Annotated in this window: 21 protein-coding genes and 4 pseudogenes; 13 read left to right on the plus strand and 12 right to left on the minus strand. The window is 42.6% G+C overall.

Annotated elements, in window-relative coordinates:
* The first annotated feature begins 12 nt into the window (after positions 1-12).
* The 8 genes and pseudogenes from EV690_RS07670 to EV690_RS07705 form a co-directional block, all read left to right on the plus strand.
* Positions 13-702, plus strand: a complete 690-nt coding sequence (locus EV690_RS07670) for a response regulator (protein ID WP_131912407.1) — start codon at positions 13-15, stop codon at positions 700-702.
* Positions 659-1,201: pseudogene (locus tag EV690_RS18415) on the plus strand (DDE-type integrase/transposase/recombinase); the annotation flags it as partial. The gene EV690_RS07670 and the pseudogene EV690_RS18415, both read left to right, overlap by 44 nt.
* Before the next feature lie 510 nt (positions 1,202-1,711).
* Positions 1,712-2,046: pseudogene (locus tag EV690_RS07680) on the plus strand (metalloregulator ArsR/SmtB family transcription factor).
* 49 nt (positions 2,047-2,095) lie between these two features.
* Positions 2,096-2,689, plus strand: a pseudogene (locus EV690_RS07685) (arsenic resistance protein).
* On the plus strand, positions 2,682-3,248 hold the full coding sequence (locus EV690_RS07690; protein ID WP_131912409.1) for a sigma-70 family RNA polymerase sigma factor: 567 nt from the start codon (positions 2,682-2,684) through the stop codon (positions 3,246-3,248). Before EV690_RS07685 ends, EV690_RS07690 begins: the two are co-directional and overlap by 8 nt.
* 132 nt (positions 3,249-3,380) lie before the next feature.
* Positions 3,381-4,385 (plus strand): permease, encoded by a 1,005-nt coding sequence (locus EV690_RS07695; protein ID WP_131912410.1) that lies wholly within the window; start codon positions 3,381-3,383, stop codon positions 4,383-4,385.
* 9 nt (positions 4,386-4,394) lie between these two features.
* The gene (locus EV690_RS07700) at positions 4,395-4,628 is read left to right on the plus strand and encodes a thioredoxin family protein (protein ID WP_131912411.1); all 234 of its coding nucleotides are present in this window, start codon (positions 4,395-4,397) and stop codon (positions 4,626-4,628) included.
* Between the two features lie 14 nt (positions 4,629-4,642).
* A pseudogene (locus tag EV690_RS07705) lies at positions 4,643-5,021 on the plus strand (organoarsenical effux MFS transporter ArsJ); the annotation flags it as partial.
* A 189-nt stretch (positions 5,022-5,210) separates the two neighbouring features.
* Here the strand turns inward: EV690_RS07705 and EV690_RS07710 are convergent.
* Entirely contained in the window at positions 5,211-5,795 is a 585-nt protein-coding gene (locus EV690_RS07710; RefSeq protein ID WP_131912412.1) for a LysE family translocator, read from the minus strand.
* Positions 5,796-6,532: 737 nt separating this feature from the next.
* Here EV690_RS07710 and EV690_RS07715 point away from each other — a divergent pair.
* Positions 6,533-7,081, plus strand: a complete 549-nt coding sequence (locus EV690_RS07715) for a CD3072 family TudS-related putative desulfidase (RefSeq protein WP_131912413.1) — start codon at positions 6,533-6,535, stop codon at positions 7,079-7,081.
* Between the two features lie 329 nt (positions 7,082-7,410).
* Here EV690_RS07715 and fis read toward each other — a convergent pair whose 3' ends face one another.
* From fis to tyrS, 8 genes are all read right to left on the minus strand, one after another.
* Positions 7,411-7,710 (minus strand): DNA-binding transcriptional regulator Fis, encoded by a 300-nt coding sequence (fis, locus tag EV690_RS07720; RefSeq protein ID WP_131912414.1) that lies wholly within the window; start codon positions 7,708-7,710, stop codon positions 7,411-7,413.
* Between the two features lie 33 nt (positions 7,711-7,743).
* Entirely contained in the window at positions 7,744-8,694 is a 951-nt protein-coding gene (dusB, locus tag EV690_RS07725) for a tRNA dihydrouridine synthase DusB (RefSeq protein ID WP_131912415.1), read from the minus strand.
* A gap of 132 nt (positions 8,695-8,826) precedes the next feature.
* Positions 8,827-9,711 carry a 50S ribosomal protein L11 methyltransferase gene (prmA, locus tag EV690_RS07730; protein WP_131912416.1) on the minus strand — a complete coding sequence of 295 codons (885 nt, stop codon included), beginning with the start codon at positions 9,709-9,711 and terminating at the stop codon, positions 8,827-8,829.
* A gap of 77 nt (positions 9,712-9,788) precedes the next feature.
* On the minus strand, positions 9,789-11,129 hold the full coding sequence (gene accC, locus EV690_RS07735; RefSeq protein WP_131912417.1) for an acetyl-CoA carboxylase biotin carboxylase subunit: 1,341 nt from the start codon (positions 11,127-11,129) through the stop codon (positions 9,789-9,791).
* An 11-nt stretch (positions 11,130-11,140) separates the two neighbouring features.
* Complete coding sequence (accB, locus tag EV690_RS07740; protein WP_131912418.1) at positions 11,141-11,596, minus strand: acetyl-CoA carboxylase biotin carboxyl carrier protein; 456 nt, start codon at positions 11,594-11,596, stop codon at positions 11,141-11,143.
* A 12-nt stretch (positions 11,597-11,608) separates the two neighbouring features.
* Entirely contained in the window at positions 11,609-12,067 is a 459-nt protein-coding gene (aroQ, locus tag EV690_RS07745; RefSeq protein WP_131912419.1) for a type II 3-dehydroquinate dehydratase, read from the minus strand.
* A gap of 271 nt (positions 12,068-12,338) precedes the next feature.
* Complete coding sequence (locus EV690_RS07750) at positions 12,339-12,584, minus strand: DUF2498 family protein (RefSeq protein ID WP_131912420.1); 246 nt, start codon at positions 12,582-12,584, stop codon at positions 12,339-12,341.
* 86 nt (positions 12,585-12,670) lie between these two features.
* A complete protein-coding gene (gene tyrS / locus EV690_RS07755; RefSeq protein WP_131912421.1) occupies positions 12,671-13,951 on the minus strand; it encodes a tyrosine--tRNA ligase in 1,281 nt (426 codons plus the stop codon).
* A 180-nt stretch (positions 13,952-14,131) separates the two neighbouring features.
* Between tyrS and EV690_RS07760 the strand changes: the two genes are divergently transcribed.
* The 4 genes from EV690_RS07760 to nikR all read left to right on the plus strand — a co-directional run bounded on the left by EV690_RS07760 (position 14,132) and on the right by nikR (position 17,603).
* Positions 14,132-14,581, plus strand: coding sequence for an FxsA family protein (locus tag EV690_RS07760; RefSeq protein WP_207907514.1), 450 nt, complete (start codon positions 14,132-14,134; stop codon positions 14,579-14,581).
* Positions 14,582-14,781: 200 nt separating this feature from the next.
* Complete coding sequence (locus EV690_RS07765; RefSeq protein WP_131912422.1) at positions 14,782-15,075, plus strand: co-chaperone GroES; 294 nt, start codon at positions 14,782-14,784, stop codon at positions 15,073-15,075.
* A gap of 40 nt (positions 15,076-15,115) precedes the next feature.
* On the plus strand, positions 15,116-16,762 hold the full coding sequence (gene groL / locus EV690_RS07770; RefSeq protein ID WP_131912423.1) for a chaperonin GroEL: 1,647 nt from the start codon (positions 15,116-15,118) through the stop codon (positions 16,760-16,762).
* A 442-nt stretch (positions 16,763-17,204) separates the two neighbouring features.
* Positions 17,205-17,603 carry a nickel-responsive transcriptional regulator NikR gene (gene nikR / locus EV690_RS07775; protein WP_131912424.1) on the plus strand — a complete coding sequence of 133 codons (399 nt, stop codon included), beginning with the start codon at positions 17,205-17,207 and terminating at the stop codon, positions 17,601-17,603.
* A 104-nt stretch (positions 17,604-17,707) separates the two neighbouring features.
* Here nikR and EV690_RS07780 read toward each other — a convergent pair whose 3' ends face one another.
* From EV690_RS07780 to EV690_RS07790, 3 genes are all read right to left on the minus strand, one after another.
* Entirely contained in the window at positions 17,708-18,988 is a 1,281-nt protein-coding gene (locus tag EV690_RS07780; RefSeq protein ID WP_165872693.1) for a glycoside hydrolase family 28 protein, read from the minus strand.
* Between the two features lie 453 nt (positions 18,989-19,441).
* Positions 19,442-20,947, minus strand: a complete 1,506-nt coding sequence (locus EV690_RS07785) for a sensor histidine kinase (RefSeq protein WP_131912426.1) — start codon at positions 20,945-20,947, stop codon at positions 19,442-19,444.
* Positions 20,940-21,665, minus strand: a complete 726-nt coding sequence (locus tag EV690_RS07790; RefSeq protein WP_131912427.1) for a response regulator — start codon at positions 21,663-21,665, stop codon at positions 20,940-20,942. Before EV690_RS07790 ends, EV690_RS07785 begins: the two co-directional genes overlap by 8 nt.
* Positions 21,666-21,737: the final 72 nt, after the last annotated feature.

The raw sequence follows: 21,737 nt of genomic DNA on the forward strand, positions 1-21,737 counted from the left end.
AAGGAAAAATGAATGAAACAATCAGATAAAATCACGGTCGCAATTATTGAAGATGAATTTACATTATCTCAGTTATACTCTGATTTTATTCAAAATTTTCCTGACCTAGAGCTTATTGGTATTGCGAACAATTATCAAAATTCAGTCAAAATGGTCACCGAAAGAAAGCCTCAGCTGTTATTGATTGATAATTACCTCCCTGATGGACAAGGAGTTGACCTTTTAACCAATAAAATAATTGAAAGCGAAAATTCATCTGTCATTTTTATCACGGCAGCCAGTGAAATGGATATATGCAGCAAAGCCATCAGTTATGGTGCCTTTGATTACATTCTCAAACCGATTTCATGGAATCGTCTGAAACAATCTTTGGAGCGGTTTATCCAATTCACCCGCACCCGACAGTGTTATAAAGTGGTTGATCAAAAAAACGTTGATAATTTATTTCAACTCAAATCAAAAAATTTCCGAGAACGAGCTGAAAAAGGCATTGAAGAAAACACCCTTAAAATTGTCTTCAATGCGTTTGACGCGGAACAAGATAAACTCTTTACCATCGATGACATTGTCGAAGACACCGGCTTAAGTAAAACCACGGCTCGACGCTATCTTGAATATTGCGTCCAACAGGGGTTTCTAAGCATCAAAATGCAATACGGAAAAGTTGGCCATCCCCGGCGACTCTATTGTAAAAACACCTAACACCGTTTGGTGTGGTGACATCACTTCTGTTTGGACTGGCAATCGTTGGGCTTATTTGGCTGTTGTTCTCGATTTATACGCCAGAAAACCCGTTGGCTGGGCGATTTCTCTGAGCACAGATAGTAAATTTATCCGTAAAGCGCTGACGATGGCTTATGAGCTCAGAGGTTAGGCCTCGAGGGTTGCTGTTCCACTCAGACTAGGGTTGCCAATATACGCGTGTGACATATCGACAGTTATTGTGGCGATACCAAATCAAACAAACGGAAACTGTTGGGATAACGCGCCGATGGAGCGTTTCTTTAGAAGTCTGAAAACAGAATGGATGCCAGAGCTAAGCTATCGAACGTTTTTAGAAGCCAAGCACGCTATAACAGATGACATCGTAGGATGATATTTCAGCCAAGTCAGGTCACATCAACACAACAATCTGTTGCCACCGAATGAAGCTGAAGAGTTGTACTGGAAAAACTATAAAACCGTGGCCAGTTTTACTTGACCAATACAGTTGAAGGTTTTGCTCGGCTGCTTTCGCCGCGAGAAAGCTCGTCAAAAAATAAGTATTTAAGGATACAAGGTTACCAAAAGCTCTAATTTAATAAGGACAGACAGCTTATGAGAGGTTATAAGTGAATTTATCATATATCATAGTCCCGCCAGATGATTTGGCCGTCTTGAACGCCTATCAGCAACGCGTGAAAGCGTCTCAATCGGGATCTGTGACTCAGGCTGTCGAGCGTCATTATCAAGTAATGGGCTTGGAGAAAGCGAGGGCTGATAGTTAGCGTTAACTCATCAGTTCGCTTTAGGGATGAGAAATGACGAGCGCAAACACGTTTCTGCCTCATTCCAATTTTGTATCAATACTAAGACGCTAATTTCTTTTCATTATCGACTTACATTTTCTAATCTAACTTATCTTTCAAAGGCACGTTTTTAGTTGGAAAATTGACATATATAAAAAATAACACATATGATATTTCATATGTATTGACCACCAATTTACGTTATGTTCGATCCAATTCTGCTTTATAAAGCACTTTCAGAAGAAAATCGTCTCAAATCTCTGCTCTTAAAGCAGAGTGAAGGAGAGCTGTGTGTGACCTGATGGAGGCACTTGGTATCAGTCAGCCGAAAGTATCTAGACATCTTGCTGAATTACGTAAGCATGATCTCGTTCTTGATGAACGCAGAGGTAAATGGGTTTACTACCGAATTAACCCTGATTTGGCACAATGGGTAAAGCAAATTTTGGAGCTTACTTTAATACACAATGTGGCATTTATTGACATAGAACGAGTGAAGATAAAAAGTCAGTCCTGTTCAAACGGTATGGATAGCTAGGTATCAATAACGTACAAATTTATAACGAGTTTAATTTAAAGAGGTTTATATGGGTGACACAGCAAGTTGTAATGAAGCAAGTGCTTCTCAAAAAATGAGTTTTCTTGATCGATACTTAACCGTATGGATTTTTCTTGCAATGACAGTAGGTGTCGGGATTGGCGTGTTATTTCCTCAAGTCGCTCAGTGGAACGAAAGCCTATCTGTTGGTTCAACCAATATCCCACTTGCCATTGGCTTAATCTGAATGATGTACCCGCCATTGGCGAAAGTGAACTATAGTCTTTTGGGTGAGGTGACTCGTGATAAACGTGCGATAACACTTTCTTTAGTGATGAACTGGCTCGTGGGACCGATGGATGTGTTCCGTATTGCAGTACCACTGATCATCTATTTTATGGTGATGTTTTTTGCGAGCTTCTACATCGGGAAACGTATCGGGATCCCTTACGACCAAAATGCTTCTATCGCCTTTACTTCATCAGGTAACAACTTCGAACTGGCTATCGCCGTATCAATCGCTGTATTTGGATTAAACTCTGATCAAGCGTTTGCTGGTGTGATAGGACCTTTGGTTGAAGTGCCTGTATTAATCGCTTTGGTTAACGTCGCTTTGAGAATGAAACATAAATACTATGCCTAAAGAAACAGTTTTAAAACAAACTTCAGCAGTGCCATGTCTCATTGAAACATGGCATCTTTCCGAGTCCGAACTTTACTATTGGCTGCTTAAGCAAACAGGTGATCCTGAGCAGAGCTTTGATTTACTACAAGACACCTTCTTAAAAGCATTACAGCAGAAGCAAGCGTTTTGCGATATTCAAAACCAAAGAGCATGGTTATTTCGCGTAGCAAGAAATATGTTGACTGATAAGCAACGTAGAGCAAACCAAGAACAAGTTCAGGATCTGAGTGATAATGAGTCGATATGGGAAGAGCATGAATTTCCCGCTGTCGATAGCCTTGCGCAATGCCTACCTAAAGCTCTATCAAAACTGACTGAGTCTGAGAGCGAAATTATTAAACAGTGTGACCTACAAGGACTGACTCAACTACAATTTGCTGAGAAAAATGGACTCACTTTAGTGGCAACAAAATCACGCATTCAGCGTGCTAGACAAAAACTTAAACACGTTTTGCAAACGCAATGTCATATACGTTTCGACGAACAGCAGCGAGTCTGTTGTTTTTTTCGAGAATAGATCGTTTCTTGAATCAAATTTAGTATCAGAGCATCCCTGTAAAATAAATATTCATAAAATTCTTTGCATCCTTTCGGCACCAATTTCGTCTTAGTGACATCAAAGACAAATTATGAGGCTGAAGGAAACAAAATGTTTGAAGTATTTACCCATCTTGCTGATTGGATGACCTACCAGCTATTTGCTATACAGCAAGGTACTAAGCTGGCAGATGCTATTCATTTTTTTATAGAAGACATTAGTAAAATCATGGTGTTGCTGGTCGTCATGATTTACGTCATTGCTTTGTTCCGCGCTTCTTTAAATGTTGAAAAAGTACGACACTATCTTGCAGGCAAACGGCGTCTTTTTGGCTATGTGACGGGTAGTGTTTTCGGGGCGATCACCCCATTCTGCTCATGTTCAAGTATTCCCGTTTTTCTTGGCTTTACATCCACAGGTATCCCGCTTGGGATCACCATGGCATTTTTGATTACCTCGCCATTGATCAATGAAATCGCAGTATTGCTTCTGTTTAGTTTACTAGGATGGAAGTTCACCATCATGTATGTGCTTATTGGAATGCTTATCGGGATGTTGAGTGGTTGGTTACTGGATCTCATTGGAGCTGAGCGTTGGTTACAGCCATTTGCCGCGAAAGCCATGCAGAAAGCCCAAGCCCAACAACATACGCAGGACAATCTGAACGTCAGCAACGCAGAGCCTACTATCACACTCTCATATCGACATCAGTTTGCCAAACAAGAAATGGTTGAGATCATCGGTCGGGTTTGGAAATGGGTGTTTATTGGCGTGGGTATAGGCGCAGGCTTACATGGCTTTGTACCCGATGGCTGGATAGAAGCTCACTTAGGTGCGGGTCAGTGGTGGTCTGTTCCTGCTTCAGTATTGATTGGTATCCCTTTGTATTCCAATGCGACGGGTGTGATCCCCATCATGGAGAGTTTACTGAGAGATGGTCTTCCCATTGGTACGACATTAGCGTTTTGTATGAGCACTGTCGCTGCAAGTGTGCCTGAATTTGTCATGCTAAAACAAGTGATGCAATGGCGCTTATTGGGACTTCTTTTTGGTCTGCTACTGACAGCATTTACTGTTATGGGGTGGATATTTAACTTACCGTTCTGGCAATTTTAGGAGATAAACATGAAAGCATTTAAAGTACTAGGTTCAGGTTGTGCCAACTGCGTCAATACCGCGAAACTGATTGAAAAAATAGCCGCAGAGCAAGGCATTGAGGTTTCAGTTGAAAAAGTAACCGATCTTGAAACGATTATGAATTATGGCGTGATGTCTACGCCAGGCGTCGTCATGGATGAGGTAGTAGTTCACGCTGGAGGTATTCCAAAGTCTGAAGCAATTATAGATTGGTTAAAATAGATAACAGGAAGTAATCGGGGCATACTCCAGTTGGTAAAGCCGCTATAGCGTGGGCGTTGGTATTGTCTGTAGTGACTGGCGTGATTGCTTATAGTGTGTAGCTGTAATTGCACCCAGAAGAGATCATTGTCGTTGGATTGATGATTTTTGGTGCGGTGTTTGCTGTGAACTCGTCACTGTACTCATACTTAATCATCAGATATGTCAAGGACGATGGTGTCTCTCTGGATGTCGGATTTTACTAAATGGCAAACGCAATGGGATGCTTAATAGGGACAGTTCTATCAAGATGGGTATTCCAAATGTGGGGATTCTCAGCCTGTCTATGGGTATCCGACCATCATTTCGTTTTGGTTGCCGACAGGTACAAATCAAAAACTTGCTCAGCGATAAATAAAACTAAGCAGATTTATTCACCAATGCCAGCAGTCATAGCTGGCATTAGTTTTAGTCATCTGAATTGATGTGTCAGGATGGAAATTGTAATAAGCTTTTGTCCAACTCCAATTTACGGGGCTATCAGCTAAAAAAAGCTGCCCCCTTGATGTTAGATAGTCCTGCACTTCGAAGTTGAATTCATGTTTAAATAATCCATATAAAAATAACTAGACTGATCAACGCAATTCCCGAAATTCGATTAATGATTGTTAATTTTTCTGGATTAATTTTTTTCCCAATGACATAACCAGTGATAATCCATGGGATCATAGAAATAATAGATGATAATAAAAATATCCCACCGAAATATATAATTTTAGTATGTAATGCAGGTGGAATAAAAGAGCTATAAGCTAATATGACAAATAGCCACGCTTTATAACTAAATGGATGAACGAATAATCCTTTTATAAACGATTTTAGTTGATTGCAATTATCAATATGACTAACGTCTGTACTATATATTGTTATACCTAAGTATATAAAGTAACAACTTCCAAATAATTTAAGTAAATAATTTATTTGTACGTGTGATATTCCTGATAAATAAATTATTCCGCATGAAAATAGAACAAATAAAAAACCTATGGAAACACCTAGGCAGAATAAAAAAATCTGTTTCCACTTTGAATTGCAAGATTGAGAAAAAATTGCTAGATTAGCTGGGCCGGGAGTTACGCTAGCAAAAAAAGAAAATAGTATAAATGGTAAAAAAACTTGTAATTCCATAACTTTTCCAATTAATTATATATATTAATTCTATTAATATTTCCTTATTTCCTTATTTCCTTATTTCCTTATTTCCTTATTTATTTAAATAGAAATAATAAAGTCTATTACATAAAATTTAACAATTTACCATACTACTCATATGATCTGTGCATATATAAAAATATATGCACACTGGTTTGTTTATTATAAATTTATATGCAACAAATAAAATATGCTCTCGTTTTTTTTCTTCTTTTTTGATCTAAATCAATTGATATGTCGTAGATATTATAATTGATATATTTACCTATATTGACGATGAAAATCATGGGAAAATGTTGTTATTAAGCCGAAAGCTTTTCATAATTTTGAAATACGTTATTAGCCTAACTAGCAAAGTAACTGGCACATTTTGTCGAGTAGACGACACGTGTTTTTAAATTCCGCCCTCTAAGAACCGATCGTGCTAGTTTCATCGCTCTTGACTCAAGTCTTCACTAAGACACCTGTTGGTACAATGGTTAGGTACTGCTGTTCTAATCGTAAGCCCATAGAAATTTTTATCCGAAATTCACCTGATACAGACGACGTCCTAACATGCTTGTGTCCATCAACATGCCACGTAAGGTAGCTAAACCAAATTTGCCCCATTTTAATTTATGAAATTATTTTCAACCCTATACGATTTGCATTCTTTGACTTAAAAATACTTATGCATCATTATTCTTTGAGGCTTGTTGCAAGGAAAGCAAAAGATGTTTGAAGATAATAGAAGCAAAAAATTAGTTTTAGTATCACATTGTTTATTAAATCAAAACTCTATCTCGGACGGAACGGCTGATTATGCAGGAACCTTTACCGATATTATTAATAAATTAGTAGATAAGAATGTTGGAATCATTCAGATGCCTTGCCCTGAGCTACTATGTCTTGGTTTAGAACGAGGGGATATTAATGGTTATAATCGTAGTGTTTTAGAAGAAAATTCTAGAATTCGACAACAGCTTCTTACTGAAAGTAGCCAAAAGAGAATAAAAACCATTGTGGATAATGTATTCTTTCAGGTTGATGAGTATTTAAAAAATGGTTTTAAAATTCATGGTGTTATCGGTGTAAACCGTTCACCAAGTTGTGGTATAGAGACTACTTCTGTTGATAGTGAAGAGGTCAATGGAGAAGGAGTTTTCATTCAACAGCTTTTAGAAAAATTTCAGAAAAAAGGGATAAACCTTCCAATGGTAGGAGTCAAAACTACCATGCCAGAAAAAGCAATTGAAGCTGTAGAATCGTTATTGAATAAATAACATTGTCATATTGGTAAGTATCCTTAAATTTTCTTCTCTAAATTTATATAGCTAGAGAATATTCTCTAGCTTATTTCTATCCAAAAATGAGTTTGGCTGTCAATTTGGCAATTGGTCTAGAAACGGGCTGATGGCTCTATAGAAGTCTTTCAAGATGTGTGCAAAATTCGAGCGTATATTCCTGCCAAAGCTAAATCGTTTTTTGATTTTTGCTGTGTTTTTTTGTGAACTTGGATATTTTCCCGTGTGTAGCCCGGTGTGTGCCCATACGAAAAAGGCCTACCCCAAAGCGGGTAAGCCTTTGAAAAATAATAATAAATTTTAACGGCTTAGTTCATGCCGTATTTTTTCAGTTTTTTACGCAAAGTGCCGCGGTTAATACCCAACAGGATCGATGCACGAGTCTGGTTGCCACGAGTATATTGCATGACGACATCTAACATCGGTGCTTCAACTTCGGATAAAACCAGTTCATACAACTCAGTGACATCTTCGCCTTCTAATTGAGCAAAGTAGTTACGCAGGGCTTGTTCTACGGAGTCGCGTAGTGGACGCTGTTTTGGTTCTGAACTACCAGCAGTGGTGGTCACTGTTGAAAGAGTATTTGTGGTTAAATTAGTCTCAAACATACTCGTCGCTCTTTTCTGTTATAAGTTTAATAATTAAAAATGATCAATCGCAGCTAGTTGTGCCGAGGCCGACTCCAGTCGGTTAAAGTCGCGGCGAAATGTAGCTGCGTCCGCGTGATTGTTGGCATACCATCCCACATGTTTGCGGGCAATCCGTATCCCCATATGCTCACCGTAAAATCGGTAGAGATTTTCCAGGTGTTCTTTCATCACCTGTGTAACGTCCTGTTTAGGTGGTGGGCTTAAACGCTCACTTGTTTCCAAATAATGATTAATCTGAGCAAACAGCCATGGATTCCCTTGGGCTGCGCGACCAATCATCACGGCATCTGCTTGGGTCAGCTCTAACACCTGCTTCGCTTTTTCTGGTGAGGTAATATCACCATTAGCAACAACGGGAATCGTGACTGCCTGTTTGACTGCCGCAATGGTCTGGTATTCAGCTTCACCTTTATACATGCACTCTCGGGTGCGACCGTGGACGGCTAACGCTTGTATTCCAGCCTGCTCTGCAAGCTTGGCTATCATCACCGCATTGCGATGCTCAGGCGCCCAACCGGTGCGCATTTTCAGCGTGACCGGTACATCCACGGCATTAATAACAGCCTCTAAAATACGAGCCACCAAAGGTGGATCTTGCATTAGTGCTGAGCCTGCTAATTTTTTGTTCACTTTTTTTGCCGGACATCCCATATTGATGTCGATGATTTGGGCGCCATTATCAACGTTGACTTGGGCGGCCTGAGCCATCAACTCTGGATCTGCTCCTGCAATTTGAACACTTCGGATCCCTGGTTCCCCAAGGTGGTCCATTCGTTGACGTGATTTACGGCTATTCCAAACTCGGGGGTTGCTTGAAAGCATTTCCGAGACGGCTAGCCCTGCGCCTAAACGTTTGCATAAGATCCGAAAAGGTCGATCGGTTACTCCTGCCATTGGGGCAAGAATGACCGGATTATCGAGCCGATAAGGGCCAATTTGCATCGTTTAAAAGCCTTTTATCTTCACATCCAAAGGCGGCGTAGTTTACGCCTTTTTGGACGTGGTGAAAAGGTTATTATTTGAACATTTTTTATAAAAAGTACTAGATTTTCTGCGTACTTTTTGGCAGGGCCCCTAGCTAAATTTCGCTATTCCGCTGATTCGACACCAATCTTCACAAGAGGTGACTGGATCTAAATGAATTTGCTCTTGGTAAACGTTGCTCACCGCTTCGGCCTGCTCATTTAATATACCAGATAGGGCAAGTTGCCCCTGAGGTTTTAAATAGCCGCAGATGACGTCACAGAGCTCTTTTAATGGCCCGGCTAAAATATTAGCGACCACAACATCGGCCTTAAAATCGCGGGGTTGATCGGCGGGCAAGTAAAGTTCGAGTTGCTCGGCTACGCCGTTGCGGGTGGCATTATCATGGCTTGATTGCAGCGCCTGAGGATCGATATCGATACCGACGACGCGCTTGGCACCTAGTTTTAAGGCTGCAATGGCTAAGATACCGCTGCCACAGCCAAAATCGACCACCGTTTTATCACTTAAATCAAGTCCTTCAAGCCATTCTAGGCATAGTGCAGTGGTTGGATGCGTGCCTGTACCAAATGCGAGGCCTGGGTCTAGGTGGACATTCACCGCATTAGGATCTGGTACGGGTAGCCAGCTTGGACAGATCCACAGTCGCTCGCCAAATTGCATGGGTTTAAAGTTTTTCATCCATTCGCGTTCCCAGTCTTTATCTTCTAGCTGGTCGAGACGATAGTTATGCTCGCTAAGCATTTGTGCATCACGCAAAATGGTGAGGATAGGTTGCATATCGGTATCGGCAGGATAAAGCCCCTGAACATCGGTATCACCCCATAACCGTGTTTCGCCCGGTTTAGGTTCGAAAACAGGGGTGTCGTGACGGTCTAAAAATGTGACGGCTTGGGCTCCCAAGTCCATTAACAGGTCACCGATCGGCTCCGCTGTACTTTGTGTGGCGTTAATTTTGAGTTGGATCCAAGGCATCCGATTTCTCCTGCAAATAAAATAGGCTCTGCCTGAAATCAGGCAGAGCCTATTTTAGCAATTATTCTGCTTTAACGTTATAACCCGAGTTTTTTCTCGAGGTAGTGGATGTTAGTGCCACCATTATGGAAGTTTTCATCTTCCATAATTCGCTGCTGAAGCGGAATATTCGTTTTAATCCCAGTAATTACCAGTTCTGCGAGGGCGTTTTTCATACGGGCAATCGCAATATCACGATTCTCACCATACGTAATGAGTTTGCCGATCATAGAATCGTAATAAGGTGGTACGGTGTAGCCAGAGTAGATATGAGAATCCCAACGCACTCCAGGGCCACCGGGCGAATGGAACATGTCAATTTGACCTGGTGATGGGATAAATGTATCCGGATCTTCGGCATTGATTCGACACTCGACCGCATGGCCGGAGATTTTTACTTCGTCTTGGCTGATGGACAGCGGTTGACCGGCAGCAATCCGCAGCTGTTCTTTGACTAAGTCAACGCCAGTGACCATCTCAGTGACGGGATGTTCTACCTGAATACGGGTATTCATCTCGATGAAATAGAAATTACCGTTTTCATATAAAAATTCAAAGGTTCCGGCACCCCGGTAATTAATTTCGACACAAGCTTTGGCACAGCGTTCACCAATATAACGGCGCATATCTGAAGTAATTCCCGGTGCTGGTGCTTCCTCAACAACTTTCTGATGACGTCGCTGCATTGAACAGTCACGTTCACCTAAGTAAATGGCATTACCTTGGCCATCAGAAAGTACTTGAATTTCGACATGGCGAGGGTTTTCAAGATATTTTTCCATGTAAACAGTGCTGTTACCAAAGGCCGAGCCTGCTTCAGCTTGAGTCAACTCAATAGCTTTAACCAGTTCACTTTCTTCGTAAACAACGCGCATCCCACGACCACCACCACCGCCAGCAGCTTTGATGATCACCGGATAACCGATGCGTTTGGCGATGGTTTTGTTACGTTTGGAATCGTCAGTGAGTGGTCCATCTGAGCCTGGGACACATGGAACCCCTGCTTTTTTCATGGCAGCTATTGCTTCTACTTTATCGCCCATGATGCGGATGGTTTCAGCTTTTGGACCAATAAAGATAAAACCACTTTTTTCAACCATTTCAGAAAACTCAGCATTTTCTGATAAAAAGCCATATCCCGGATGAATTGCAACAGCATCAGTGATTTCAGCAGCGGCAATAATGCGCGGAATATTCAGATAACTTTTGGTAGCGGCTGGCTCACCAATACAAACGGTTTCATCAGCCAGCAGCACATGTTTTAGATCCCGGTCGGCTGTGGAATGAATGGCAACAGTTTTGATTCCCAGCTCTTTACAGGCTCTCAAGATCCGCAAAGCGATCTCGCCGCGGTTCGCGATGACAACTTTATCGAGCATAATAGCCTCTTTTATTCGATGATGAACAACGGTTCGTCAAACTCAACAGAATCGCCGTCTTCAACTAAGATATGAGTGACAGTGCCTGCTTTGTCTGCTTCGATTTGGTTCATCATTTTCATCGCTTCAATGATACACAGTGTATCGCCTACACTCACATGCGAGCCTTCTTCAACAAAGCCTGGCGCATCTGGTGTCGGTGAACGGTAGAATGTTCCCACCATTGGGGAGCGAACTTTATGGCCTGTCGGCTGTGCTGCTGATTCAATTGGTGCCGCCGGCGCTGCCGATACAGGAGCTGCTGGAGCCGCTGCTTGCGGTGGGGCAACACTATAGACTGCTGGTTGAGCAGGATTTGGAGAATAACGATTGATGCGAACTGACTCTTCACCTTCGGTGATTTCAAGTTCAGAAATACCTGATTCTTCTACCAGTTCGATTAATTTCTTTATTTTACGGATGTCCATATTGCTCTCTTTTTAACAATTCTTTGAGTTGTGCAACTGATTTACAGCGGCATTTAAGGCAAACTGATACCCTTGGGAACCGAGACCACAAATCACACCGACTGCTTGATCTGACAGGTATGAATGATGACGAAAGGGTTCGCGGGCATGAACGTTCGATAAATGAATTTCAATAAATGGTATTGCAACCCCAAGTAGTGCATCACGCAGAGCCACACTGGTGTGCGTTAATGCCCCTGGGTTGATAATAATAAAGTCGACAACCCCCATCGCTTGATGGATGCGATCAACGATTGCTCCTTCGTGGTTAGACTGAAAATGTTCCAGTTCAACCCCTAATGACTGTCCTTGTTGATCTAGCTGGATGTTGATATCGTCGAGTGTCTGGTGACCGTAAATTTCTGGCTCGCGTTTTCCCAAAAGGTTTAAATTGGGGCCATTGATCACCAATATTCGGTATTTACCCGTCATTTTCGCCGAAATCCTCATATTTGCTAGTTAGATATTTTATTGTGCATTATAGCGCAATTATCTTTGCTCTAGATGCATGTTATACCATATTTTTCACGATAAGCTAAATTTCTCGTAAAATAACCGCAAAGTTGCTGCTATTTTGTTTACTTTTTTCTAAGGAATGTGATGGCTGTATGATAATTAAGCAAGCATGAAAATGTCAGTGTAAAGAGTGGAAAGGGACCCGACAACGGAGTAGGTCGTTTTGCTTACGACCTACCTGAATGATTTATTTGACAGTGTACAGTGGCGTAAATTGATAGCTTAACCATTTATACAGGTTAAATGCTGCCATGCTTTTGCCTGTTGGAAGACCCTTTTCATCTAAAAAGTTTTCTCCTTTAAAGACGATGCAGTCAGGGGTTTGGACGGCTTCGTACACAACAACGCCATGAATATAGTCGTCATTAGTCTTTAGTGCATCATTTGCCAGTTTGACTATCTCTTGCATACTGACTTCTTGTTTCTCGTTCATACAACCCCCTTGATAAAAAAGGGCATCGTGTGGATGCCCATCATTGATGACAAATTGCCAGAACTGCCTCTGGCAATGTCGTCACATTATTCCCAAATAAGTAACGCAAATAATTTTTTACCACGTTTGAGCAGGGTGTAGCGTTGATATAGCGCATCTTTTCGGGCAACTTCGGCAGCGTTATCTGTTTGCTTCTCTCCGTTGACTAAAACCGCACCATTGCCAATAAATTCGCGCGCCATTTTGTTGGATTTAGCTAACTCGGTTTGTTTCAGCAATTCAACCAATGATTCGCTATCACCTGTGACACGCGTTGCGGGCAGGCCATCTAAAGCGAGCTGTTCTAAATCGCTCTGGCTTAAATCAGATAGATCGCCTGAGAACAGAGCATCAGTAATGCGCTGTGCTGAGGCTAGTCCTTCGGCACCGTGAACTAATTGTGTAACTTCACGCGCTAGAATTCCCTGGGCTTGAGGCTTCCCTTGCGCATTTTTGTCATCTTCTTCAATTTGAGCAATCGTCTCAATCGGTAAGAAAGTGAAATAACGCAGGAATTTGTACACATCGGCATCCGCGGTGTTGATCCAGAACTGGTAAAAAGCGTACGGTGAAGTTTTGGTTGGATCGAGCCAGATAGTGCCTGTTTCTGTCTTACCAAATTTTGTGCCGTCTGATTTGGTTACCAGTGGCATGGTTAAGCCATAGGTTTGTTTTGCGTACATCCGACGCGCTAAATCAATCCCACCAGTGATATTGCCCCACTGGTCTGAACCACCTAGCTGTATCGTGACCTCATTGCGCTGAGATAATTCTGCAAAGTCAAAGGACTGCAGTAAAATATAGCTAAATTCAGTAAATGAAATCCCCGAGCCTTCACGATTAATCCGTTGCTGGACGGATTCTTTTTTAATCATCGCATTTACGCTGAAGTGTTTGCCTACATCTCGCAGAAAATCGATGGTATTCATATTTCCTGTCCAGTCGTAGTTATTGACTACTTCAGCACCCGTTTCACTATCATCAAAATCAACGAAACGGCTAACCTGAGCTTTTATTTTCTCCACCCAATTATTGACCACATCTTTGGTATTGAGTTGGCGTTCAGTGGCCTTAAAGCTTGGGTCGCCAATTAGGCCAGTTGCGCCACCCACTAGGGCATACGGTTTGTGTCCTGCCAACTGGAAACGGCGCAAAGTTAAAAGCGGAACAAGTGAACCGATATGCAAACTATCAGCAGTTGGATCGAAGCCACAATACAAACGGCGGGTCCCCGTACTTAAATGTTCGCCAAGTGCCTCTTCGGCCGTGCATTGACTAATTAACCCGCGGGCCTGTAAATCGGCCAGTAATTCGTTTGTCGTTGTCATGATTCAACCTGTTCTATTTATGTCATTAACAATCAAAAAAGATGACTGCCGATTTTACACACTGTTGCACGTTAAATACATCCTTTCGTAGGGGGAATGTAACGAATTACCCCTATTAAGCTTTAAAAATGCTCAATTCGTCTCCATAGTAATGACAGCGCCACACTAAAGGAGGAGCGCATGTTTTTGTACCTATTTTTAATCATTGCCGGGCTGTCGATGGCCGAATTGTATGTGTTGATCCACGTCGGCGCGGTGATTGGTGCCTTACCTACGATTGGCCTGACGATTTTGACTGCTATTATCGGGGCGTCGCTGGTTCGCAGCCAGGGGTTGCAAACGGTATTTAAGGCTCAGCAAAAAATCAGTGAAGGTCAAATCCCTGCTCAACAAGTCATCGAAGGCTTAATGTTAGTCGTTGCTGGGGCATTTTTGATTATGCCGGGCTTTATTACAGACTTTTGTGGGATGATTTTATTAATTCCGCCGGTTCGAGCGTATTTTGCCAAGCGAGTCCTTAATTCTAAACATATTAACTTTCAGGTTCCGCCAGGACGTGGGGGCGATGGGAACACCTTTGAAGGCGAGTTTCATCGTCGTGATGATCACGATAATGACCGGCTGAACTAAGTGTCCATGGGGGCATTTTTGGGTTAGGGAAAATTTTTTATAAAAAATTTGCTTCTAACCCTTGGAACTGAAAAATGCGACCCCATTTTATTTGACACTTAAGAGTTTTATCTTTGGGTGGGTTGCAAATTAGTCTTTCTCACTCAGTAATCAACATAAACAATACGTAACACGCTATGTTTTTTTAAGGAGACTAAGCAATGAGCATTCGTCCGTTGCATGATCGCGTCATCGTTAAGCGCAAAGAACAAGAAAGCAAGTCAGCTGGCGGTATCGTTCTGACTGGTTCTGCAGCCGAAAAGTCCACTCGTGGTGAAGTGATTGCTGTCGGAACTGGCCGCATCATGGACAATGGTGATGTGAAGCCGCTTGACGTGAAAGTCGGGGATTTGGTTATTTTCAACGACGGTTATGGTGTGAAAACCGAAAAATTGGATGGCGAAGAAGTCCTCATCATGAGCGAGTCAGACATTCTGGCTATCGTAGAAGCTTAATTCACAGTTTTAATTTTCAATTAGCGAAGGATTTTTAAAAATGGCAGCTAAAGACGTCAAATTCGGAAATGATTCTCGCACCAAAATGCTCAAAGGTGTGAACATCCTGGCAGACGCCGTTAAAGTAACTTTGGGTCCTAAGGGCCGTAACGTTGTTCTGGATAAATCATTCGGCGCTCCAACTATCACTAAAGATGGTGTTTCAGTCGCTAAAGAGATCGAATTAGAAGATAAATTCGAAAACATGGGCGCTCAGATGGTTAAAGAAGTTGCATCTCAAGCGAATGATGCAGCTGGTGATGGTACAACTACCGCGACTGTTCTGGCTCAGTCAATTGTCAACGAAGGCTTAAAAGCTGTTGCCGCTGGCATGAACCCAATGGATCTGAAACGGGGTATCGACAAAGCTGTGATCGCAGCGGTTGAAGAGCTGAAAAAACTGTCTCAGCCATGTTCAGACAACAAAGCGATTGCTCAAGTTGGGACTATCTCTGCAAACTCTGACACAACAGTCGGTAATATCATTGCTGAAGCAATGGAAAAAGTAGGCCAAGAAGGCGTTATTACTGTTGAAGAAGGTCAAGGTCTGCAAGATGAACTAGATGTTGTTGAAGGGATGCAGTTCGACCGCGGTTATCTGTCACCTTATTTCATCAACAACCAAGAAAGTGGCAGTGTTGAGCTGGAAAACCCATTTGTATTGTTGGTTGATAAAAAAATCTCTAACATCCGCGAATTGTTGCCACTGTTGGAAAGCCTGACTAAAGCGGGTAAACCGCTGTTGATCATTGCTGAAGATGTTGAAGGTGAAGCACTGGCGACTCTGGTTGTGAACAACATGCGTGGTATCGTTAAAGTTGCTGCGGTTAAAGCGCCTGGCTTTGGTGACCGCCGTAAAGCCATGTTGCAAGATATTGCTATCTTGACTGATGGTACTGTCATCAGCGAAGAAGTAGGTCTGGATCTTGAGAAAGCAACACTGGAAGACTTAGGTAGTGCTAAACGTGTTGTGATTAACAAAGACAGCACCACTATCATCGATGGTGTAGGTGAGCAAGCTGCAATTGAAGCTCGCGTAAGCCAAATTCGCGCTCAGATCGAAGAAACTTCATCTGACTACGATAAAGAAAAACTGCAAGAACGTGTTGCTAAACTGGCTGGCGGTGTTGCCGTCATCAAAGTTGGCGCTGCGACTGAAGTTGAAATGAAAGAGAAAAAAGCACGCGTTGAAGATGCGTTGCATGCAACTCGCGCAGCCGTTGAAGAAGGGGTTGTCCCTGGCGGTGGTGTTGCACTGATTCGGGCTGCTTCAAAAATTACCGAACTCACTGGTGAAAACGAAGACCAGAATGTTGGTATCCGTCTGGCACTGCGTGCAATGGAATCACCTCTGCGTCAAATCGTTTGTAACGCAGGCGAAGAAGACTCTGTTGTTGCTAACAAAGTGAAAGAAGGCGAAGGTAACTTTGGTTATAACGCTGGCACTGAAGCCTTCGGTGACATGCTGGAAATGGGGATTCTTGACCCAACTAAAGTGACTCGTAGCGCACTGCAGTTCGCCGGTTCTGTTGCAGGTCTGATGATCACAACTGAATGTATGGTAACTGACAAACCTCAAAAAGATGCTCCAGCTGCTCCTGATATGGGCGGTATGGGTGGAATGGGCGGCATGGGCGGCATGATGTAATCATGAGTCTATGACGTTTCATCGAAACGCATAACATCTTTAAAACCCCGGAAGTTTTTAATTTCCGGGGTTTTTTATTATCGAGATTTAATATTAATGAATGGAAGAGTCGTTTCAAAGTGTTGGTCTTGCTTGAAATCTCTTGATTTGACTATCAAGCTTTAATGGCTTAAGTGATATTAAGTTCTGCTTTTATCGTGCTATTAAAAGCTCTTGCTCGAGATTAAACTCTCTGAAGGGATATCTGTGCTCAGAGCAAGACTATAATTACCCCTTTGTCCCATTTGTAATGAGAAACATCGATGCAGATGATCTTGTTTGGATTGATTATTCCTAAAACCAGTTGCTTCTGCTTATTTTTATAGCAATAGAGCAATGCTCTATTGGAAAATAAGATGGTCAGTACAACTAATTGGATTTACTCAGTAAAAGAGGCTTATAAATGCAACGAATCACCATAACGATCGATGATGATTTAGCGGAACACTTAGATGAGGTGATTGAATCACGCGGCTATAGCAGCCGTTCTGAAGCGGTTCGTGATCTCGTTAGAGAATCATTGATATTGGATGACAGTGAAGATAATCAACTGTGTATGGGTGTATTAACCTATGTCTTTAAGCACGAAACCCGTGAACTGTCACGCCGGCTTACCCACTTGCAGCATGATCACCATGATTTATCGGTATCTACCTTACACATGCATATTAACCATGACGATTGCTTAGAAGTGACGATTTTGAAAGGGCCGCGCCAATCACTCCAGCATTTTTCTGATTCACTGACCTCTCAGCGTGGGGTGAGTCATGGTAATTTAAAATTGATCCCAATGCCTAAATAGTCATTGCTCTGACTGATGTATGACGGTCGCTGGATGAAAAATTTAACTCCCCTGATATCTGACTGGCTATCTATCTCAAATACTGATGGCGTGATGGCGTTAGTTTAATTGGCCGTTAGTTCCGTGCCTGGCCCTAGGTTGAAGGGTTGGCCTTGTTCAGTACTAATGTGAACATGAGCGGCACTAATGTGTGCGTAGCTTGTCTTGATGCCGCGTTTAGAACGAATATCGATATATTTGAGCTGAATATTTTGCAGGGGAGACTCAGGTAACCCATTAAATACGCCAGCAACATTGGCATTGACTGCGACTAAATTGATAATACTGACATCGTGAATAATCGGTGCAGTTTTGGGCTTTAAGACTGCTTTTATAGTGGATAATGCGGGCACGGCGATACTAGCGGGTTCGGCATCACTTTCAGTTAATAAAAGCGGTGTTTTTACATCAATCATCTTAATATTATTGATCGTAATCGGGCCAATTGGTGCACCATAACCTCGCGTGGAATGTACTCGAAACCCGTTAAGAGTGTTAGCAAAACGCACCCTATGAATATAAATTTTGCCAATGCCGTTGGCTGTGTTGCTGCTGATTGAGATACCTTGCCCTTGGTGAATCACTGAGTCCAAAATATTAATATCAGAACTTGCATGGGGTCTGGATGGCTCGTTTGCTCGTCCAGATTGAATCGCAATGTCATTATCCTTGGTTGAGATATCGAGATGTTTCATGGTGATATGCTGTGAAGCGATGATATGGATGCCATCGCTATTGGGGATGTTTTCTGGGTTGCTAATCCGAGTTCCATCCAACGAAATGTATTGGCTATTGCGCAATACAATGGTTTTCATGGGCGACTTCGTTGCTAAAATTGCGCCAATTTGACCGTGCTTTACAGCATTAAATTCGATTAACCATGGCTTGGGAATATTATTGGTCAGTGTTCCCGGCGAGTGAGTGAACAAATGCTCTTTAGTGGCTGGAAAATTTATAATCTGGTGCACTTTTAGAGCTTCGAGCCTCCAGAGCTTCTTCCCTGAGCCATTGAGGGTTCCATTGCCTGTTATCCCGACATGATTGACATGGTTGGCTAAAATAAATGCCTCACCCGTTTGCGCTTTCATCTCAATGAAGGCGTGTTTGAATTGTTTTTCACGGTTATCGGCTTGTAGGGTGCTGCCTTGCTCAAGATTGAGCGTTACACCTTCTTTGAGTGACAATGGACCACTGAGCCAGAGCCCTTTGTGTAAAGAAACAATGCCACCACCTTGTTGGCTACAGGCATCAATGGTTTGTTGTAATTGTTGGGTGATGACTGTTTTGCCATCTGCAATGGCATGATGGCTAGCCGGATCGCAAGCATTTGTGGTTGCTTTAGCCACGAATGAGAGCATCAATAAAGTTGATAAAACGCACGAAACAGGCGCTAAATTGCATAGCCTCACCAAGATTGTCCTTAACCATTGGATAAACTCACTTATTGCAAGTTAGCAATGACACGGTTATTGATAGCTAACACAGATCAAATAATAAGCTAAAGTGAGTTTATTATTTGGTTTTTGCGAGCGAATGATCATTTTACCGGGGAATTTGTGAACAGTCCCATAGGAATAAACATGCTTAGATGAGCCTTAATAAGTAAGCACGGATACATCAGGCTACAGAAAACAACATCGAGAATAAAAAATAGTGGGAGTGATTGTTTTTTGAGACTGCTTTAAATAGATACCAGTATTAAGCCATTGATTTATACAAACCATTCAAACATGTGGCAGATCACTAGTGCTTCAGGTAGGGCTGATATTTTTCAATTCATCTTCAACTGTTTAGCTCATTCAGCTTAAAGCAATGGTAATGGTTGCTTTGAGTCCGTGTGGCTCGTTAGGCTCCAGTATCAATTGCCCACCATAAGCGCTAGCAAGCGATTGTGTGATTGAAAGCCCCAGTCCAATGTTGGAACTTTGGGTGTCGCGGGCTTCGTTCAGGCGGGTAAAAGGTTTTAGAACGTCATCGAACTTTTCTTCGGGAATACCGATGCCATCATCGCTGACACAGATGATCAGTTGGTTATGGTTCTTTTTAGCATCCAGCGCAATGGTTGCGTTATTTCCTGCATACTGGATAGCGTTGTTGATGAGATTTTCAATCATGCGTCGCACATTGACAGGGGCAATTGATGCGCTAAAAGCAGCTGGCTTTGGATAACTGATTACAATGCCTTTTTCATCGTATTCATCCACGATAGTTTGTAGCAAACTGTCGATCTTGGTCATTTGGCGGGCTTCTTTTTGCGTATCATTTTTAGCAAAGCGCATGGTCTCGGTCAGCATTTTTTCCAAGGTAGCTAGGGTAGTCAGCATCTGCTGTTTGTCTTCGCTATCTTCGATAAATTCAAGTCGTAGCCGCAAACTTGTCAATGGGGTTCGTAGGTCGTGTGATATAGCGGCTAATAATTTGGTCCGCTCGGCAATGTAATCAGTCACCTGATGCTGCATATTGTTAAAGGCACTGATGGTTGGGGCTAAATCGAGCGGGGCATTGTTGCTAACTTCGTTCACTTGTTTGTGCTTGGCAAAGGACTGCGCCGCTTGCCCTAACTCACGAATAGGTTTTAAGGCGCGGTGAATAATAAAAAGGGACAGTAAGACAGTGATAAGCATCATCGTGATCAGAGCAATGAGCACGCTGGTGGACCAGTGGGTTATTTTATTTTCAATGCCGGATGAAAAATTGAGCCATTGTCCATTACTCAACTGCACTGAGCCATTGATGGTTGCGCTGTAGGCCGCGGCATTAGCAAAGCGACGATAATGGTTGCCAGAGCCTTTGTGCTCTGCTCGGTTGCTGCCTGCCCCCATCATGGATTGTCTTGGCATCATTGAACTTCTATTGGGCCGGATATTGTTGGCTCCCATCATCGACTGATGCATCGATTGCATTTGTTGGTAAGGGAGATTCATCATCGGTCGCTGGGGTTGGTTGACAAAGCTAAGCCGTACTTGTTGGATCCCACTTGAGTGAAGTTGACTAAGTAACCGCTGTGCGGTTGGAGAGGTTCCATCATGAGCGGAGATCCGAGGCGAACGGCTCAATGACAGGTGCAAATCTGAGCTACGACTGGCCGAAAGGATTGAATCATGCAGGTTGTCGGGAGTTTTCTCCAGCATTTCACTGACCGAAACAATTCTGGCCAGTGCGCCAGAAATCGATAACTGATGGAACCGCTGTGATTTATCGTACGAGAGTAAGTACAACGTTAAAAAAAAGCTGATCGCAAATCCAACTAAGATTACTAATGCAATTTGGTGGATTAGCTTCTGGCGTTGATACCATTTACCCATGAATAACCTCGCAACTGAACTGGTAACCACCGCCCCAGATAGTTTTGATCAATTTAGGGTGTTTGGGGTCGGTTTCTATTTTTTTGCGCAAGCGACTAATGAGTGTATCAATGGCTCGATCATAGACATCGGCACCTCGTCCCTGAACCAGTTTAAGCAGATCTTCTCGGCTGAGTACGACATTAGGATGTGACAAAAATGCTGCGAGCATGGTGAATTCACTGGATGTGAGGGGGACCAATGTGCCTTGTGGATCAAACAATTCGCGAGTGGTGGTATCGAGTTTCCAGTTGGAAAATTCATAATGGGTTGGATTGGCGCTGAGCTGCTCTTCTAGATTGGGAATGGCAAAATGGCGCCGCAGAACTGATTTGATTCGGGCCAGCAATTCACGTGGATTAAAAGGTTTGGGCACATAATCATCGGCTCCGACTTCCAGCCCAACGATGCGATCCACATCTTCGCCCAATGCGGTTAGCATGATAATTGGCAGATTGGTCGTAGCACGTAATTCCCTGCATAAGGTAATACCATCTTTACCGGGGAGCATTAAATCAAGAATCAGTAAATCAAAATGCGCTGTGGTTATTTTCTCATACATCTCGTTGCCATCTGCTGCGGTGGTGACGAGAAGACCATGCTGATTTAAAAATCGCTGTAGGAGATCCCGAATATCTTTATGATCATCAACCACAAGTATTTGATAAGCCTTTTGCATTTCAACCTCTTAGAAATCTCTCCCCTTGTTACTATATACAGCTTGCACTAAAAAGTGTGTCGAAATTTGTCA

Origin of the sequence: Celerinatantimonas diazotrophica (assembly GCF_004339545.1) — a bacterium.
GTDB lineage: Bacteria > Pseudomonadota > Gammaproteobacteria > Enterobacterales > Celerinatantimonadaceae > Celerinatantimonas > Celerinatantimonas diazotrophica.